Source organism: Sphingomonas rubra, from assembly GCF_900115745.1.
Taxonomy (GTDB): domain Bacteria; phylum Pseudomonadota; class Alphaproteobacteria; order Sphingomonadales; family Sphingomonadaceae; genus Sphingomonas; species Sphingomonas rubra.
Genome location: NZ_FOXP01000003.1, coordinates 85,448 through 100,806, shown reverse-complemented (window position 1 = coordinate 100,806; position 15,359 = coordinate 85,448). Strand labels below are relative to the sequence as shown.

The window sequence follows — 15,359 nt, the reverse complement described above, 5'->3', positions numbered from 1 at the left end:
GGACCTTCTTCTCTGCTGGGAACGGCTGGCTAGCCACGAAGCAACAAAGTTTGTCGTAAATAGGTCAGCAAAGCTGACTTGAGATCGTCTTCTCGACGTGTAGAGGCTGCCGCACGAAATAATCGTGCGGGATTGCTCATGGCCGAGATGCCGATGCTGAAGTTCGTCGATCGGGCGCAGGCCTATCCGGGCAAGCGCGACGCGGATGCCCGTACACAGGACTTCCAGGAGATCGCCGACCGCTACGCCGTGCCGGCGGCCGAGGCGCAGGCGGGGCGCTGCTCGCAGTGCGGCGTGCCTTATTGCTCCGTGCATTGCCCGCTGCACAACCACATCCCCGACTGGCTGCGGCTGACCGCCGAGGGGCGGCTGCGCGAAGCGTACGAACTGTCCAACGCCACCTCGACCATGCCGGAGATCTGCGGCCGTATCTGCCCGCAGGACCGGCTGTGCGAAGGCAATTGCGTGATCGAGTTCTCCGGCCACGGCGCGGTGACGATCGGGTCGGTCGAGAAGTTCATCACCGACACCGCCTGGGCGGAAGGCTGGGTCGAGCCGGTCGCCGTCGGCCGCTCGCGCGGGCAATCAGTGGCGGTGATCGGCGCCGGGCCGGCGGGGCTGACCGCGGCGGAATATCTGCGCGGCCACGGTTACGACGTCCACGTCTATGACCGGCACGACCGGGCCGGCGGGCTGCTGACCTACGGCATTCCCGGCTTCAAGCTGGAGAAGCCGGTGGTGATGCGCCGGGTCGACCGGCTGAAGGCGGCCGGGATCGTGTTCCACGAGGGCTTCGCAGTGGGCGAGGACGCATCGCTCGACGAGCTGCGCGCGCGCCACGACGCGGTGCTGATCGCGACCGGCGTGTACAAGGCGCGGCAGGTCGAGGTGCCGGGCGCGGACGGCGCGGTCGCGGCGCTCGATTTCCTTACCGCTTCCAACCGCAAGGGCTTCGGCGACGCGGTAGCGGCGTTCGACGACGGCACGCTGGATGCCGCCGGTCGCCGCGTGGTGGTGATCGGCGGCGGCGACACCGCGATGGACTGCGTCCGCACCGCGATCCGCCAGGGGGCGGCATCGGTGAAATGCCTGTATCGCCGCGACCGCGCCAACATGCCCGGCAGCCAGCGCGAGGTGGCGAACGCCGAGGAGGAGGGGGCCGAATTCGTCTGGCTCTCCGCCCCGCTGGCGATCGAGGCCGGCACGGTGCGCGCCAGCCGCATGCGGCTCGGCCGTCCCGATGCCAGCGGCCGGCGCAGTCCCGAGCGCGATCCCGGCGGCGACGTCGCGATCGAGGCCGATCTCGTCATCAAGGCGCTGGGCTTCGACGCGGAGGAGTTGCCGACGCTGTGGGGTTCGCCCGACCTGTCGGTGAGCCGATGGGGCACGGTGCTGGTCGACGGCACCACGCTGATGACCAGCCTCGACGGCGTGTTCGCGGCGGGCGACATCGTCCGCGGCGCGAGCCTTGTGGTGTGGGCGATCCGCGACGGCCGCGACGTGGCGGCGAGCATGCACAAGTGGCTGAAGGCGAAGGCACGGGCTGAGAAGGTGGCGGCATGACGGACCAGCGCAGTTACTTGGCCGAACACGGCATGTACCGGCTCGATTTCGAGGGCGACGCGTGCGGCGTCGGGCTCGTCGCGGCGACCGACGGCACGCCGTCGCGCCGCGTCGTCCAGTCGGCGATCGACGCGTTGAAGGCGGTGTGGCACCGCGGCGCGGTCGATGCGGACGGCAAGACGGGCGATGGCGCGGGACTGCACCTCGACCTCCCGGTGCGGTTCTTCGACGATTGCATCGCGGCCTCGGGGCACAAGCCCAAGGACAACCGGTTGGCAGTGGGCATGATCTTCCTGCCGCGCACCGATCTGGGCGCGCAGGAGACGTGCCGGACCATCGTCGAGTCGGTCATCATCGAGGCGGGGTACACGATCTACGGCTGGCGGCAGGTGCCCGTCGACGTGTCGGTGATCGGGCTGAAGGCGCAGACGACGCGGCCGGAGATCGAGCAGATCATGATCGCCGGCCCGCTGCCGGACGAGCAGAGCGCGGCGGAGTTCGAGAAGAACCTGTACCTGGTCCGACGGCGGATCGAGAAGCGCGTGATCGCGGCGCAGATCAGCGGCTTCTACGTCTGTTCGCTGTCGTGCCGCTCGATCGTGTACAAGGGGCTGTTCCTGGCGGAGAGCCTGTCGGTCTTCTACCCGGACCTGACCGATCGGCGGTTCGAGAGCCGGGTCGCGATCTTCCACCAGCGTTACTCGACCAACACCTTCCCGCAATGGTGGCTGGCGCAGCCGTTCCGCTGCCTCGCCCACAACGGCGAGGTGAACACGATCCGCGGCAACAAGAACTGGATGCTCAGCCACGAGATCCGGATGGCCTCGATCGCGTTCGGCGACCACGGCGACGACATCAAGCCGGTGATCCCGGCGGGCGCGTCCGACACCGCCGCGCTGGACGCGGTGTTCGAGGCGATCTGCCGCTCCGGCCGGGACGCGCCGACCGCCAAGCTGATGCTGGTGCCGGAAGCTTTGGACGAGGGCGGCGACACGCCCGCCCCGCACGCGGCGATGTACCGTTATCTCGCGTCCGTCATGGAGCCGTGGGACGGGCCGGCGGCGCTCGCCATGACCGACGGGCGCTGGGCGGTGGCGGGGATGGATCGCAACGCGCTGCGCCCGCTGCGCTACACCCGCACCGCCGATGGCCTCCTGATCGTAGGGTCGGAGAGCGGCATGGTGCCGGTGCCCGAGTCGACCGTGGTCGAGAAGGGGCGGCTGGGGCCGGGGCAGATGATCGCGATCGACCTGGACGAGGGCGTCGTCTTCACCGATCGCGAGATCAAGGACCGGATCGCGGGCGAGCAGGATTATGCCGCCATGACCGGCGAGTTCCTGACGCTCGACGACCTGCCGCAGGCCACCGCCGAGCCGCTGCGCTATCCGCGCGCCGAACTCGCGCGGCGGCAGGTCGCCGCCGGGCAGACGCTGGAGGACATGGAGCTGATCCTGGCGCCGATGGTGGAGGGCGGCAAGGAGGCGATCGGGTCGATGGGCGACGATACGCCGCTCGCCGTCATCTCCGACAAGCCGCGGATCATCAGCCAGTTCTTTCGTCAGAATTTCAGCCAGGTGACGAACCCGCCGATCGACTCCTTGCGCGAACGGCACGTGATGTCGCTGAAGACGCGGTTCGGCAATCTCGCCAACATCCTCGACGTGAAGGACAGCCGCGAGCGCGTATTGGTGCTCGACTCACCGGTACTGACGAGCGGGCATTGGGACCGGCTGCGCGCGCATTTCGGCCGGTCGGCGGCGGAGATCGACTGCACCTTCGCGGTGGAGGGCGGGCCGGAAACGCTGCGCGCCGCGATCCAGCGTATCCGCAACCAGGCCGAACAGGCGGTGCGCGAGGGACGGAGCGAACTGTTCCTGACCGACGAGCACGTGTCGGAGGATCGCGTCGCCATCGCCGGCGTGCTCGCGGCGGCGGCGGTCCACACGCATCTCGTCCGGCGGGGCCTGCGCTCCTACGCGTCGATTAACGTGCGCTCGGGCGAGTGCCTCGATACGCATTACTACGCGGTGCTGATCGGCGTCGGCGCGACGACGGTGAACGCCTATCTGGCGGAGGCCGCGATCGCCGACCGCCACGCGCGCGGGCTGTTCGGGGCGTTGACGATCGACGAGTGCCTGACCCGCCACCGCGTGGCGGTGGAGGAGGGGCTGCTCAAGATCATCTCCAAGATGGGGATCGCGGTCATCTCCTCCTACCGCGGCGGCTATAATTTCGAGGCGGTGGGGCTTTCCCGCGCGCTGGTCGCGGACCTGTTTCCCGGCATGCCCGCCAAGATCTCGGGTGAGGGCTACGCCTCGCTCCACCTCAACGCGACGCTGCGGCACGAGAAGGCGTTCGACGAGGGCGTTGCGACGCTGCCGATCGGCGGCTTCTACCGCCAGCGCGCCGACGGCGAGACGCACGCCTATTCGGCGCAGCTGATGCACCTGCTCCAGACGGCGGTCGCGACGGATAGCTATTCGAGCTACCTCCAGTTCAGCCGGGGGGTCAGCGACCTGCCGCCGGTATATCTGCGCGATCTGCTCCAGTTCAATTTTCCCGACGAGGGCATCCCGCAGGACCAGGTCGAGGCGATCACCGAGATCAGGAAGCGGTTCGTGACGCCGGGCATGTCGCTCGGCGCGCTGTCACCCGAGGCGCACGAGACGCTGGCGATCGCGATGAACCGGATCGGCGCCAAGGCGGTCTCGGGCGAGGGCGGCGAGGACACGATCCGCTTCAAGCCCTACGCCAACGGCGACAACGGCAATTCGGGCGTGAAGCAGATCGCGTCGGGCCGGTTCGGCGTGACGGCCGAATATCTCAACGCCTGCGAGGAGATCGAGATCAAGGTCGCGCAGGGCGCCAAGCCCGGCGAGGGCGGGCAGCTGCCCGGCTTCAAGGTGACGGAGTTCATCGCCAAGTTGCGCCACGCGACGCCGGGCGTCACGCTGATCTCGCCGCCGCCGCATCACGACATCTACTCGATTGAGGACCTCGCGCAGCTCATCTACGACTGCAAGCAGATTAACCCGCGCGCGCGGGTGTGCGTGAAGCTTGTCTCGTCGGCGGGCATCGGCACGGTCGCGGCGGGCGTCGCCAAGGCGCACGCGGACGTGATCCTGGTGTCCGGCCATGTCGGCGGCACCGGCGCCTCCCCGCAGACCAGCATCAAATACGCCGGCACGCCGTGGGAGATGGGGCTGTCGGAGGTCAACCAGACGCTGACGCTCAACGGCCTGCGCGGGCGCATCCGTCTGCGCGCCGACGGCGGCCTCAAGACCGGGCGCGACATCGTGATCGCTGCGATCCTGGGGGCGGAGGAGTTCGGGATCGGCACGCTCAGCCTGGTCGCGATGGGTTGCATCATGGTGCGCCAGTGCCATTCCAACACCTGCCCCGTCGGCGTGTGCGTGCAGGACGAGCGGCTGCGCGCCAAGTTCACCGGCACGCCGGAGAAGGTCATCAACCTGATGACCTTCATCGCCGAGGAGGTGCGCGACATCCTCGCCCGCCTCGGTGTCCGTAGCCTCGACGAGGTGATCGGGCGGACCGAACTGCTGCGGCAGGTGAGCCGCGGGGCCGAGCATCTCGACGATCTCGACCTCAACCCGATCCTCGCCAAGGTCGACGCGACCGATGCGGAGCGGCGCTTCTCGCTCAGCACCTTCCGCAACGAGGTGCCGGACAGCCTGGACGCGCAGATCATCAAGGATGCCGCTGCCGTGTTCGGCCGCGGCGAGAAGATGCAGCTCACTTACTCCGTCCGCAACACGCACCGCGCCGTCGGCACGCGGCTGTCGAGCGAGATCACGCGCGCGTTCGGCATGTCGGCGCTCGCCGACGGGCACGTGACAATTCGGCTGCGCGGCTCCGCCGGCCAGTCGCTCGGCGCCTTCCTGTGCAAGGGCGTGACGCTGGAGGTGTTCGGCGACGCCAACGATTACGTCGGCAAGGGCCTGTCGGGCGGCGTCATCGTCGTGCGGCCGGCGGTGTCGTCGCCGCTGGTCAGCCAGGACAATACGATCGTCGGCAATACGGTGCTGTACGGTGCCACCTCCGGCAGGCTCTACGCTGCGGGGCAGGCGGGCGAGCGCTTCGCCGTTCGTAATTCGGGCGCGACGGTCGTGGTCGAGGGCTGCGGCGCCAACGGCTGCGAATATATGACCGGCGGCACGGCGGTGGTGCTGGGCGAGGTCGGGCAGAACTTCGGCGCGGGCATGACCGGCGGCATGGCCTTCGTCTACGATCCCGACGGCCGCTTCGACCGACGGGCGAACGGTGAGAGCATCGTCTGGCAGCGCGTGTCGACCGCGCACTGGGACGCGGTGCTGCGCGACCATGTCGCGGCGCACGCCGCGGCGACCGACAGCCGCTGGTCGCGCGGGCTGCTCGACGATTGGGACCGGATCGTCGGCGATTTCTGGCAGGTGGTGCCCAGGGAGATGCTGACGCGGCTCGCCTATCCGTTGACCGACGCGGAGCCGATCGCGGCGGAGTAGGGGTGACAGACGGGCGGCAGGGAGCCTAACAGGCAAGCATGTGGCAGCTCTACCAATTTCCCCTGTGCCCGTTCAGCCGCAAGCTTCGGCTGCTGCTGGGTGAGAAGGGTGTCGGCTACGAGCTGGTGCGGGAATCGCCCTGGGCGCGGCGGGACGAGTTCCTGGACATGAACCCGGCCGGCCAGGTGCCGGTGATGGTGGATGCCGGCCGTGACATCCTGCTGATCGACTCGACGGCGATCTGCGAGTATTTCGAGGAGACGGTGGAGCAGGCGTCGCTGATCAGCGGCACCGCCACCAGCCGCGCCGAGATCCGCCGGCTGGTCGCCTGGTTCGACGACAATTTCTTCCGCGAGGTGACCGGCCCACTGCTCTACGAACGGATGGAGAAGCGGGTCGCCCACCGCGCCGCGCCGGATGCCCGCGCGCTGCGCGAGGCGATGAAGGCGGCGATCACGCACCTCGATTACGTCGATTACCTGCTCGACCACCGGCAGTGGCTGGCGGGGGCGACGATGACGCTCGCCGATCTGGCGGCGGCGGCGCAGATCTCGATCACCGACTATCTCGGCGGCATCGACTGGAAGGGGCATGAGCAGACGGCGCGCTGGTATCGCGGGCTGAAGAGCCGCCCCTCGTTCCGGCCGCTGCTCGCCGAGCGGATGGAGCTGGTCAGCCCGCCCTCGCACTACGACAATCCGGATTTCTGATGCCCGAGCCGACGATCGCCTTCGACGATTTCCTGAAGGTCGATGTGCGCGTCGGCACGATCGTCGCCGCCGAACCTTTCCCGAAAGCGCGCAAGCCGGCGATCAAGCTGGTCATCGATTTCGGGCCGGAGATCGGGCGCAAGCGATCATCCGCGCAGATCACGCGGCATTACGCGCCCGAAACGCTGGTCGGACGGCAGGTCGCAGCGGTGGTCAACTTCCCGCCGCGGCAGATCGGGCCGATGATGTCGGAGGTGCTGACGCTCGGCTTTCCCGATGCGGACGGCGAGGTGGTGCTGGTATCGCCGGAACGGCCGGTGCCGGATGGCGGGCGATTGTTCTAGCGGCGGTCGGTCGAACGATCCGTGCTCCTGCATGAGCGGGAGCACGGGGGGCGCGTGGATCAGCCGATGCGAGTCGTCACCGGGCTGTTCGCGAACAAGGCGCTCGCCGACATCGTTTCGCCATCGAGGGACAGCGCCGTGTCTCCCCAATCGTCTCCGCCGCGCAGCGCGACGGCCACGAACAGGCGCTCGTCGCCCGCGGAGCGGGTGAAGGCGAGCAGGTCGGCGGCGCGGGTGCCGTTGGCGGCGACCGGCCGGTAGTCGCCGGTCGCGAACAGCTGGGGGTGGTCGCGGCGGAGCGTCAGCAATTCGGCCATCAGCGCGAGCTTGGCCGACGATCCGTCCGCGAGCGCCTTCACGCGGGCGGCGTAGTCGACCGGGCGGCGGTTGTCGGGATCGACCAGGCTGAGATCGGCGAACTCGGTGCCCTGATAGGTGTCGGGCACGCCCGGTACGGTCAGCCGCAGCGCCATCTGGACGAGCGTCGCAGCCTCGGCGGCCGGCGCGGCCTCGTCACGGAGCGCGGCGAGGTCGGCCAGGAAGGCGGCGGAGCGGGCGGGATCGAGCAGCGCCTTCGTCAGCGCGGCGCAGCGTGCTTCATAATCCTCCTGCGGTGCTTCCCAGGAAGAGCGTAGCTTGCCTTCGCGCAGGGCCTTCTGCTGCCAGGCGTTGACCCGCTCCGCGAAGGCGGCGAGCCCGTCGGCATCGTCGGTCGCCAAGCCTTCCGGCCAGGCGCCGTAGAGCGTCTGGTAGAGCATGTACGCGTCCGCCGGATCGACGCCGTCGAGCGCGTCCGCGGCGAGGTCGTTCCAGCGGGCGACGTGCGCTGCCCACGTGTCGGCCATGCCGCTCAGCACCGCCAGCCGCGCGCGCACGTCCTCGCCGCGCTTGTGGTCGTGGGTGGCGGTGGCGAGCAGCGCCCTCGGCCAGTCGGCCGCGCGCGCGGCCATGCGCGCGTGGAACTCGTCGGCGGTCATCGCGAAGCGCTCGGCGTCGAAGCCGACGTCGTTGCGCGAGAGAAGGCGGCCGTAGCGGTAAAAGGCCGTGTCCTCGACGCCCTTGGCGGCGACCGGGGCGGAGAGCTGCTGGAAGCGGCGGACCGCCTCCGCCGCCAGCGCCGCCTCGCCCGGCCCCTCGCCCGCCAGCCAGGCGAGCACCGCGTCGACCACGAAGTCCTCGCCCGGCGGGATCAGCGGCGCGACCCGCTCACGCGCGAGCGCGCGGATCGCCGCGTCGCTCGCCGGTGCGCCATCGCCGGTGCCGTAGGTGCGGTAGACGGGGAAGATCCAGAGCAGTCGCTGCACGGCGCGGCGCAGCATCTCGGGCGTCAGGACGTTGTCGGGATCGCTCTCGGCAAGGCGGACGAAGGCGCGAACGCAGCCCTTCAGCTGGCCCTCGAACTGCCAGGCGAGCTCGTCCTGGCGCGCCTGCAACTCCTCGGGCGCGAAATCGGCGGGACGGCCGGACAGCGCTGCCCAAGCCTCGCCGAGCGGTGCCTCGCCGGCGGGATCGTGGAGGAGGGCGGACACTTCCTCCATGAAGTCGTAGCCGCTGGTGCCGTCGACGCCCCAATCCTTGGCGAGCGGCTCGCCGGCGCCCAGGATCTTCTCGATCCAGATGATCGCATTGGGGCCCATCCGCTCGCGCAAGGTGCGGCAGTAGCCGGCCGGGTCGGTCAGGCCGTCGACATGGTCGACGCGGACGCCGTCGATCAGCCGCTCCTCCCACAGGCGCAGGATCAGCGCGTGGGTGCGCTCGAACACCGCCGGATCGCCGACGCGGACGCCGGCGAGTTCGTTGACGGTGAAGAAGCGGCGCCAGTTGAGCTCGTCGTCGGCCGTGCGCCACCAGGCGAGCCGATAATGCTGGCGGTCGAGCAAGTCGGCGACCGGGTCGGTGGTGCCGCGGTCTTCGGGGCGCAGCGGAAAGCGATGCTCGCCATAGGCGACGATCTCGTCCCCATCGACCGCGATCGCGCCGTCGGCGAGCGCCTTGGGCAGCGGATCGCCGAGGATGGGAAGGACGATCGGCGTCGACCAGTCGATGTCGAACACGGTGGCGAACTCGCTGTCGCGACCGCGGGCGAGGACGTCGTTCCACCAGGCGTTCTCGCCGCCGGCCACGCCCATATGGTTGGGAACGATGTCGATGACGACGCCCATGTCCCGCGCGCGCAGGGCGGCGACGAGCGAGCGGAAGCCTTCCTCGCCACCCAGTTCGGGGTTGATCGCGGTCGGATCGACCACGTCGTAGCCGTGGGTCGAGCCCCTGGCGGCGGTGGTGATCGGCGACAGATAGGCGTGACTGATGCCGAGATCGGCGAGGTAGGGGACGATCGCCTCGGCATCGGCGAAGGTGAACTTCTCGTGGAGCTGAAGCCGGTAGGTGGCGCGGACCGGAACGGGAGGGCGGGTCATCGGGAACGGGCTTCCTTGAGCGTGGCGACGTTCGCCGCGGTCACCGCGTCGTCGAGCATGACGGCGGTGTCGGCGGGCATGCGGCGGCGCCAATTGGGATGTTCGATGGTGGTGCCGGGCAGGTTGGGCTGCTCGACCAGGCCGGCGATGTCCTCCAGCGGGATCACCGCGACGTCGCAGGGGGTTCGGCCGACAAAGGCGAGCGCGGCGGCGACCACGGGAGCGGGATCGTCCGGTGGGGGCTGGTCGCCGGTGGCGACGCCCGCCTCGACGAAGCTGCGCCACCAGCCGGTGCGCTGGCGGGCGCGGTCGTCGATGCTCTCGGCGAAGACGCCCGCTTCCTCCTTCACCTCGATGTCGCGGCCGCGCCACCAGCCGGCGATCGTCGGCAAGTCGTGCGTGCCGGTCATCACCGCGGCGGCAGCGTCGTAGGCGGCGGGGGGCTTCAGCCGGTCGCCGTCCGCTTCGAACGGCATCACGCGCATGCCGAGGACGTGACGCTGGTCGAGCTTGGGGCGGAAGCCCTCGGGAACGGTGCCTAGATCCTCGCCGATGACGATCGCGCCGGCGGTCTGGCTCTCGATCGCCAGGATGCGGAGCATGTCGTCGACCGGGTAGGAGAGATAGGCGCCGTCCGCGGCCGACTTGCCGTCGGGCACGACCCACAGGCGCTGGAGCCCCATGGCGTGATCGATGCGGATGCCGCCCGCGTGCGCCAGCGCGGCGCGGATGGTGGCGATGAACGGCTCGAACGCCGAGCGCGCGAGGCCGAGCGGCGAGAAGCCGGTGATGCCCCAATTCTGCCCCGCGGGCCCGAGCAGATCGGGCGGCGCGCCGACCGAGAGGCCGGTGATGAGGTCCTGCGGGCGGCTCCACGCGTGGCTGCCGCCCGCGTCCATGCCGACGGCGAGGTCGGCGACCAAGCCGAGCGCCATGCCGGCGTCCTTGGCGGCGGATTGCGCCTCCGCCAGACCACGATCGGCGAGCCACTGGCAGAACAGGTAGAAATCGACCTCGTCCGCGTGCTCGCGCGCGAACCGCGCGACCGCGTCGCCGGCGGGATCGCGATAGGCGGTGGGCCAGTCCTGCCAGCCATGCGCGCCTTGGGAGAAGAAACGCGCGTGCAGCGCGTCGAAGCGGGCGTGGCGCTGCAACGCCGCGCCGCCTTGCTCGGCGAAGCGCGCGACGGCATCCGAGACGGCGTCGGGGCGTGCGTCGAACGCGGCGCGCAGGGCGGCGATCCGCTGGGGGATGGCGGCACCCCAGTCGATCAAGTCGGGCGCGGCCTCGCCCGTGATCGGATGCCCGACCAATGCAGGGTCGGCGTAGAGGATGTTGAGAAAGAGCCTGCTCGACGGCGCATAGGGGCTGTAGCGGCCGGGATCGGCAGGGAAGAGCGCGTGCACCGGGCTGATCCCGATGAGATCGGCACCCGCGGCGCCGAGGGCCGTCGCCGAGCGGGCGAGGGTGGTGAAATCGCCGAAGGCGGTGGCCCGCGTGTCGCGCAGGGCAGGAATCTGCACGGCCGGGCCCCAGGAGCGGCGGCCGGGGGCGGCATCCGCGACGGTGAAGCAGCGCGGCGGCGCCACCGCCACGGTCATCACGTGCGTGCCGAGGTCGAGCCGGTGATAGCCGAACTCGTCGAGCGGCGGGACGATACCGTCCACGTCGACCGCGCCGCCGCCTGCCAGGTGCAGCGTGCCGCGGCCGCCGTCCGGCAGTGCGATCGCCTGCCCCTGCTCGCCCGACACGAACGACCGGGCGGCGGCCGCCTGATCGGCACGGAGGCGATTGAGCGACGTGCCATCGTCGGGGTAGCCGAGTGCGGCGAGCACGTCGGCGAGCGCGTCGTCGGCGACCCGCTTCGCCTGGCCGCTCGCGTCGGTCCAGTCGATCTGGAGCCCCGCGGCGGTGGCGAGGTCGTGGAGCATGGTCATGCGAGCCACACCGCACAGCTGGAAGGAGCCAGCGGCCGGCCGGCGGCGAACAGCAGCGGACCGTCGGGGATGGTCGCGGCCACCGCCTCGTCGCTCAGATTGAGCGCGATCGTCAGCGTCGTACCGTCCGCCATCCGCCAGCGCGCGACCACCGCGGCGTCGCCGACCGCCTCCGCGCCGAGCGACGATGCGCCGGCGAGGACGGGAACGATGCGCTCGGCACGAAGCTTGAGAAGGCGGGCGTAGAGGTCGCGCCAGTGGTCGGCGTCCGGCCCGTCCTCGGCCCGCGACCGGTCGAACGTGCTCTTCGCGTTGGGATCGGGAATCGTCTCGCGCTTCGCCTCGTCCTGGAAGGCGGCGAACTTCTTGAACTCGCCGCGGCGACCTTCGCGCACGGCGTCGGCCAGCTCGTCGTGGAAATCGGTGAAGAACAGGAACGGGCTCTCCGATCCCGCCGCGTCGCCCATGAACAGGAGCGGGATCTGCGGCGACAGCGCCCACAGCACGGTGGCGGCGGCGAGCTTGGCGGGATCGGCGAGCTTCGTCAGCCGCTCGCCGAAGGCGCGGTTGCCGATCTGGTCGTGGTTCTGGAGGAACGACACGAAGCGGGTCGGCGGCAGGTGCGCGGAGGGCGTGCCCCGCGTCTCGCCGTCGTGATTGGCCGATCCTTCGCCCTGGTAGATGAACCCCTCGGCCAGGCAGCGGGCGAGGCGATCGGCGGGGCGGTCGGCGAAGTCGGCGTAGTAGGCGTCGGTCTCACCGGTCAGCAGGACGTGGAGGACGTTGTGGAAATCGTCGTTCCACTGCGCGTCGTACTTGCCCTCGGCGAGCCGCGCCGCGTCGTTCTTCTCGTTCTCGAGGACGAGGTGGACGGGGCGCTTGACCCGCTCGCGGATCTCGGCGGCCATGGCGTCGAGGAAGCCGTTATTGGCGATCGCGTGGACAGCGTCGAAGCGGAGGCCGTCGATACGATAATCCTCCAGCCACATCAGCGCGTTGTCGATGAAGAAGCGGCGCGGCGCCTCCTCGTCGACGGCCACGGCGCCGCCCCAGGGCGTCTTCACCTCCGGGTGGAAGAAGGCGGACGCGTATTCGCCGAGATAGTTACCGTCCGGGCCGAAATGATTGTAGACGACGTCGAGAAACACGCTGATCCCGAGTTGGTGCGCGCGGTCGACCATCGCCTTCAACTCGTCGGGCGTGCCGTAGCTCTCGGCCGGCGCGTAGGGGAGGACGCCGTCATAGCCCCAGTTGCGCGTTCCACCGAACGCGTTGACCGGCATCAGCTCGATTGCGGTGACGCCCAGGTCGACGAGGTGGGGGAGATGGTCGGCGACGCCGGTAAAGCCGCCGAGCAGGCCGGCATGGACCTCCTCGATTACCATCGACTCCCATGGGCGGCCGTCCCATTCGGTACGCCATTGATAGGCGTCGGGGTCGACGACTACGCTCCACCCGTTGACGCCGCCGTCTTGCCCGCGGGAGGCCGGGTCCGGCACCGCGAGGTCGCCTAGCCGGAAACGGTAACGGGTGCCGGCACCCGCGGGCGCATCGGCCGTGAACCAGCCGCCATCCCCCGCCGTCATGGTAACGTGATCGCCGCCGTCGATCTCGAGCGTCACCGCATCGCGATCGGGCGCCCACAACCGGAAGGTCGTGGTGTCCCCATGCCGTTCCGGCCCCCAGCGCACGGTCATTCCGCCGCCGCCCGCCAGACGACGAGCGCGGCACCGTGCGCGCCGAGTTCGTACGCATCGTCGAAGTCGACCTCGCCCTGATCGGGCTTGGTCGAATCGATCAGCACCGTGCGCGCGGCGTGCGGCGGCGGCAGGTGAAAGGTGATCGCGTCGTCCGATCCGTTGAGGAGCAGCGACACCGCCTCGACCTGGCCATCCTCCAGCGTGCTCGCACGGCGCATCAGCAGGGCGCGGCCCTCCGGATTGTTCCAGTCGTCGCCGGACAGTTGCTGCCCGCGCTCGTCCCACCATTCGATGTCGTTGACCGACACGTCGGACTGCGCCGCGATGCCGTCGCCGTACAGGAACGACTTGGAGCGGAGCACGGGGAAGCGGCGGCGGAGCTCGGTCAGGCGCGAGGTGAAGGCGAAGAGCGACTTGCCTTCCGGCGTGTCCATCTTCGACCAGTCGAGCCAGCTGATCGCGTCGTCGTGGCAATAGGCGTTGTTGTTGCCGCCCTGGCTGCGGCCGAACTCGTCGCCTGCGACCAGCATCGGCGTGCCGAGCGAGGTGAACAGCGTCGTCAGCATGGACCGCGCAACGGTGGCGCGGGTCGCAAGGATGCCCTCATCGTCGGTCTCGCCCTCGACGCCCCAGTTGCGCGAGTAATTCTCCGAGTGGCCGTCGCGATTGTCCTCCTTGTTCGCCTCGTTGTGGCGCTCCTCGTAGGCGACGGTGTCGGCCAGCGTGAAGCCGTCATGCGCGGCGAGCAGGTTGACGCTGGCCCACGGACGCCGCGCGCGCCGGTCGAACAGGTCGCCCGATCCCGACAGGCGGGCGGCAAGGTCGCCGCGCTGCGACGGGTCGCCGCGCCAGAACTTGCGCACGGTGTCGCGGTACTTGTCGTTCCACTCGGCGAAGCCGGGCGGGAAGTTGCCGAGCTGGTAGCCGCCGGGGCCGATGTCCCACGGCTCGGTCGACAGCTTGAGGCGGCCGAGAACGGGGTCCTGGCGCAGCACGTCGAAGAAGGCGTGGCCGGGGTCGAACCCCTCCGCCGTCCGGCCGAGCGTCAGGCCGAGGTCGAAGCGGAAGCCGTCGACGCCGTAGCTCGTCGCCCAGTAGCGCAGCGAGTCGGCGATCATCTGGATGACGCGCGCCTTGTCGGTGTTGAGCGTGTTGCCGGTGCCGGTGTCGTTGATCGAGTAGCGCGCATTGTCCTGCACGCTGCGATAGTAGGTCGCGTTGTCGAGGCCACGCCACGACAGCGTCGGGCCCTTCTCCGATCCCTCGCACGTGTGGTTGTAGACGACGTCGAGGATCACCTCGATCCCGGCGGCATGCAGTTTCCGCACCGCGCGGCGCAGCTCGTCCTGGCTGTCGGTCGCGAAATAGCGCTGCTCGGGCGCGAAGAAGGCGAGGGTGTTGTAGCCCCAGTAATTGGCGAGGCCCTTCTCGGTCAGGAAACGGTCCTGCGTGAAGGCGTGGATCGGCATCAGCTCCAGCGCGGTGACGCCCAGGCGCTTCAGGTGATCGATGACCTTGGGGTGACCGAGCGCCTTGTAGGTGCCGCGCTCCTGCGGGGGCACCAGCTCGAACAGCTTGGTCAGGCCCTTGACGTGTGCCTCGTAGACGACGGTGTCGGACCAGGCGGTGTTGGGGCGGCGGTCACCCGACCAGTCGAAATGATCGTCGACCACCATCGCCTTGGGCATCGCGGGCGCGGAGTCGCGCTTGTCGAAGCTCAGATCCTCGCGGCGGTCCTTGACCTTGTAGCCGTGCAGCGCGTCGGACCATTTGATCTGGCCGACGAGCTTCCTGGCATAGGGGTCGAGCAGCAGCTTGTTGGGGTTGAAGCGGTGGCCCTGCTCGGGCTCGTAGGGGCCGTAGGCGCGGTAGCCATAGACCAGGCCGGGACCGGCATCGGGCAGGTAACCGTGCCAGACCTCGTCGGTCCACTCGGTCAGCGGATAGCGCTTCAGTTCGCGCTTGCCCTGGCTGTCGAAGACGCACAGCTCGATCTTCTCGGCATTGGCGGAGAAGACGGCGAAGTTGACGCCCTCGCCCACGCAGGTCGCGCCGAGCGGATAAGGCGAGCCGGCTTCGAGCCGGTCGGGAAGTGACATGTGGTGGAGAGCCCCGTTGGTTGCGGGGAGATGAACCGGGCGCGGCCTGCGATGTTCCCGGATCGGACGGGAATGCATGCGTATGCA

At 69.6% G+C, this 15,359-nt stretch carries 8 protein-coding genes; 4 read left to right on the top strand and 4 right to left on the bottom strand.

Annotation, left to right across the window (positions count from 1 at the left end; translation table 11 throughout):
- Positions 1-138: 138 nt before the first annotated feature.
- From BM145_RS04865 to BM145_RS04850, 4 genes are read left to right on the top strand one after another with little or no spacing between them, the layout of a single operon-like run.
- Positions 139-1,563 (top strand): NAD(P)-dependent oxidoreductase, encoded by a 1,425-nt coding sequence (locus BM145_RS04865; protein WP_093332032.1) that lies wholly within the window; start codon positions 139-141, stop codon positions 1,561-1,563.
- Entirely contained in the window at positions 1,560-6,065 is a 4,506-nt protein-coding gene (gene gltB / locus BM145_RS04860) for a glutamate synthase large subunit (protein WP_093332029.1), read from the top strand. The genes BM145_RS04865 and gltB overlap by 4 nt, the downstream gene beginning before the upstream one ends.
- Positions 6,066-6,103: 38 nt before the next feature.
- Positions 6,104-6,775 (top strand): glutathione S-transferase family protein, encoded by a 672-nt coding sequence (locus BM145_RS04855; protein WP_093332027.1) that lies wholly within the window; start codon positions 6,104-6,106, stop codon positions 6,773-6,775.
- Positions 6,775-7,119: a tRNA-binding protein gene (locus tag BM145_RS04850; protein ID WP_093332025.1), complete on the top strand. Its 345-nt coding sequence runs from the start codon at positions 6,775-6,777 to the stop codon at positions 7,117-7,119. The genes BM145_RS04855 and BM145_RS04850 overlap by 1 nt, the downstream gene beginning before the upstream one ends.
- Before the next feature lie 59 nt (positions 7,120-7,178).
- Here the strand turns inward: BM145_RS04850 and treY are convergent, their stop codons facing one another.
- From treY to glgX, 4 genes are read right to left on the bottom strand one after another with little or no spacing between them, the layout of a single operon-like run.
- Positions 7,179-9,536 carry a malto-oligosyltrehalose synthase gene (treY, locus tag BM145_RS04845; protein ID WP_093332022.1) on the bottom strand — a complete coding sequence of 786 codons (2,358 nt, stop codon included), beginning with the start codon at positions 9,534-9,536 and terminating at the stop codon, positions 7,179-7,181.
- Positions 9,533-11,473, bottom strand: coding sequence for a 4-alpha-glucanotransferase (gene malQ, locus BM145_RS04840; protein WP_093332020.1), 1,941 nt, complete (start codon positions 11,471-11,473; stop codon positions 9,533-9,535). The genes treY and malQ overlap by 4 nt, the downstream gene beginning before the upstream one ends.
- A complete protein-coding gene (gene treZ / locus BM145_RS04835; RefSeq protein ID WP_093332017.1) occupies positions 11,470-13,170 on the bottom strand; it encodes a malto-oligosyltrehalose trehalohydrolase in 1,701 nt (566 codons plus the stop codon). The genes malQ and treZ overlap by 4 nt, the downstream gene beginning before the upstream one ends.
- On the bottom strand, positions 13,167-15,272 hold the full coding sequence (gene glgX / locus BM145_RS04830) for a glycogen debranching protein GlgX (protein WP_093332013.1): 2,106 nt from the start codon (positions 15,270-15,272) through the stop codon (positions 13,167-13,169). The genes treZ and glgX overlap by 4 nt, the downstream gene beginning before the upstream one ends.
- Between the last annotated feature and the right edge of the window lie 87 nt (positions 15,273-15,359).

Bases quoted from the DNA above. Each gene is read 5' to 3' on its own strand.
- gltB (WP_093332029.1), top strand. From the start codon at position 1,560: ATGACGGACCAGCGCAGTTACTTGGCCGAACACGGCATGTACCGGCTC.
- BM145_RS04855 (WP_093332027.1), top strand. From the start codon at position 6,104: ATGTGGCAGCTCTACCAATTTCCCCTGTGCCCGTTCAGCCGCAAGCTT.
- glgX (WP_093332013.1), bottom strand. From the start codon at position 15,272: ATGTCACTTCCCGACCGGCTCGAAGCCGGCTCGCCTTATCCGCTCGGC.
- BM145_RS04865 (WP_093332032.1), top strand. From the start codon at position 139: ATGGCCGAGATGCCGATGCTGAAGTTCGTCGATCGGGCGCAGGCCTAT.
- BM145_RS04850 (WP_093332025.1), top strand. From the start codon at position 6,775: ATGCCCGAGCCGACGATCGCCTTCGACGATTTCCTGAAGGTCGATGTG.
- treZ (WP_093332017.1), bottom strand. From the start codon at position 13,170: ATGACCGTGCGCTGGGGGCCGGAACGGCATGGGGACACCACGACCTTC.
- malQ (WP_093332020.1), bottom strand. From the start codon at position 11,473: ATGACCATGCTCCACGACCTCGCCACCGCCGCGGGGCTCCAGATCGAC.
- treY (WP_093332022.1), bottom strand. From the start codon at position 9,536: ATGACCCGCCCTCCCGTTCCGGTCCGCGCCACCTACCGGCTTCAGCTC.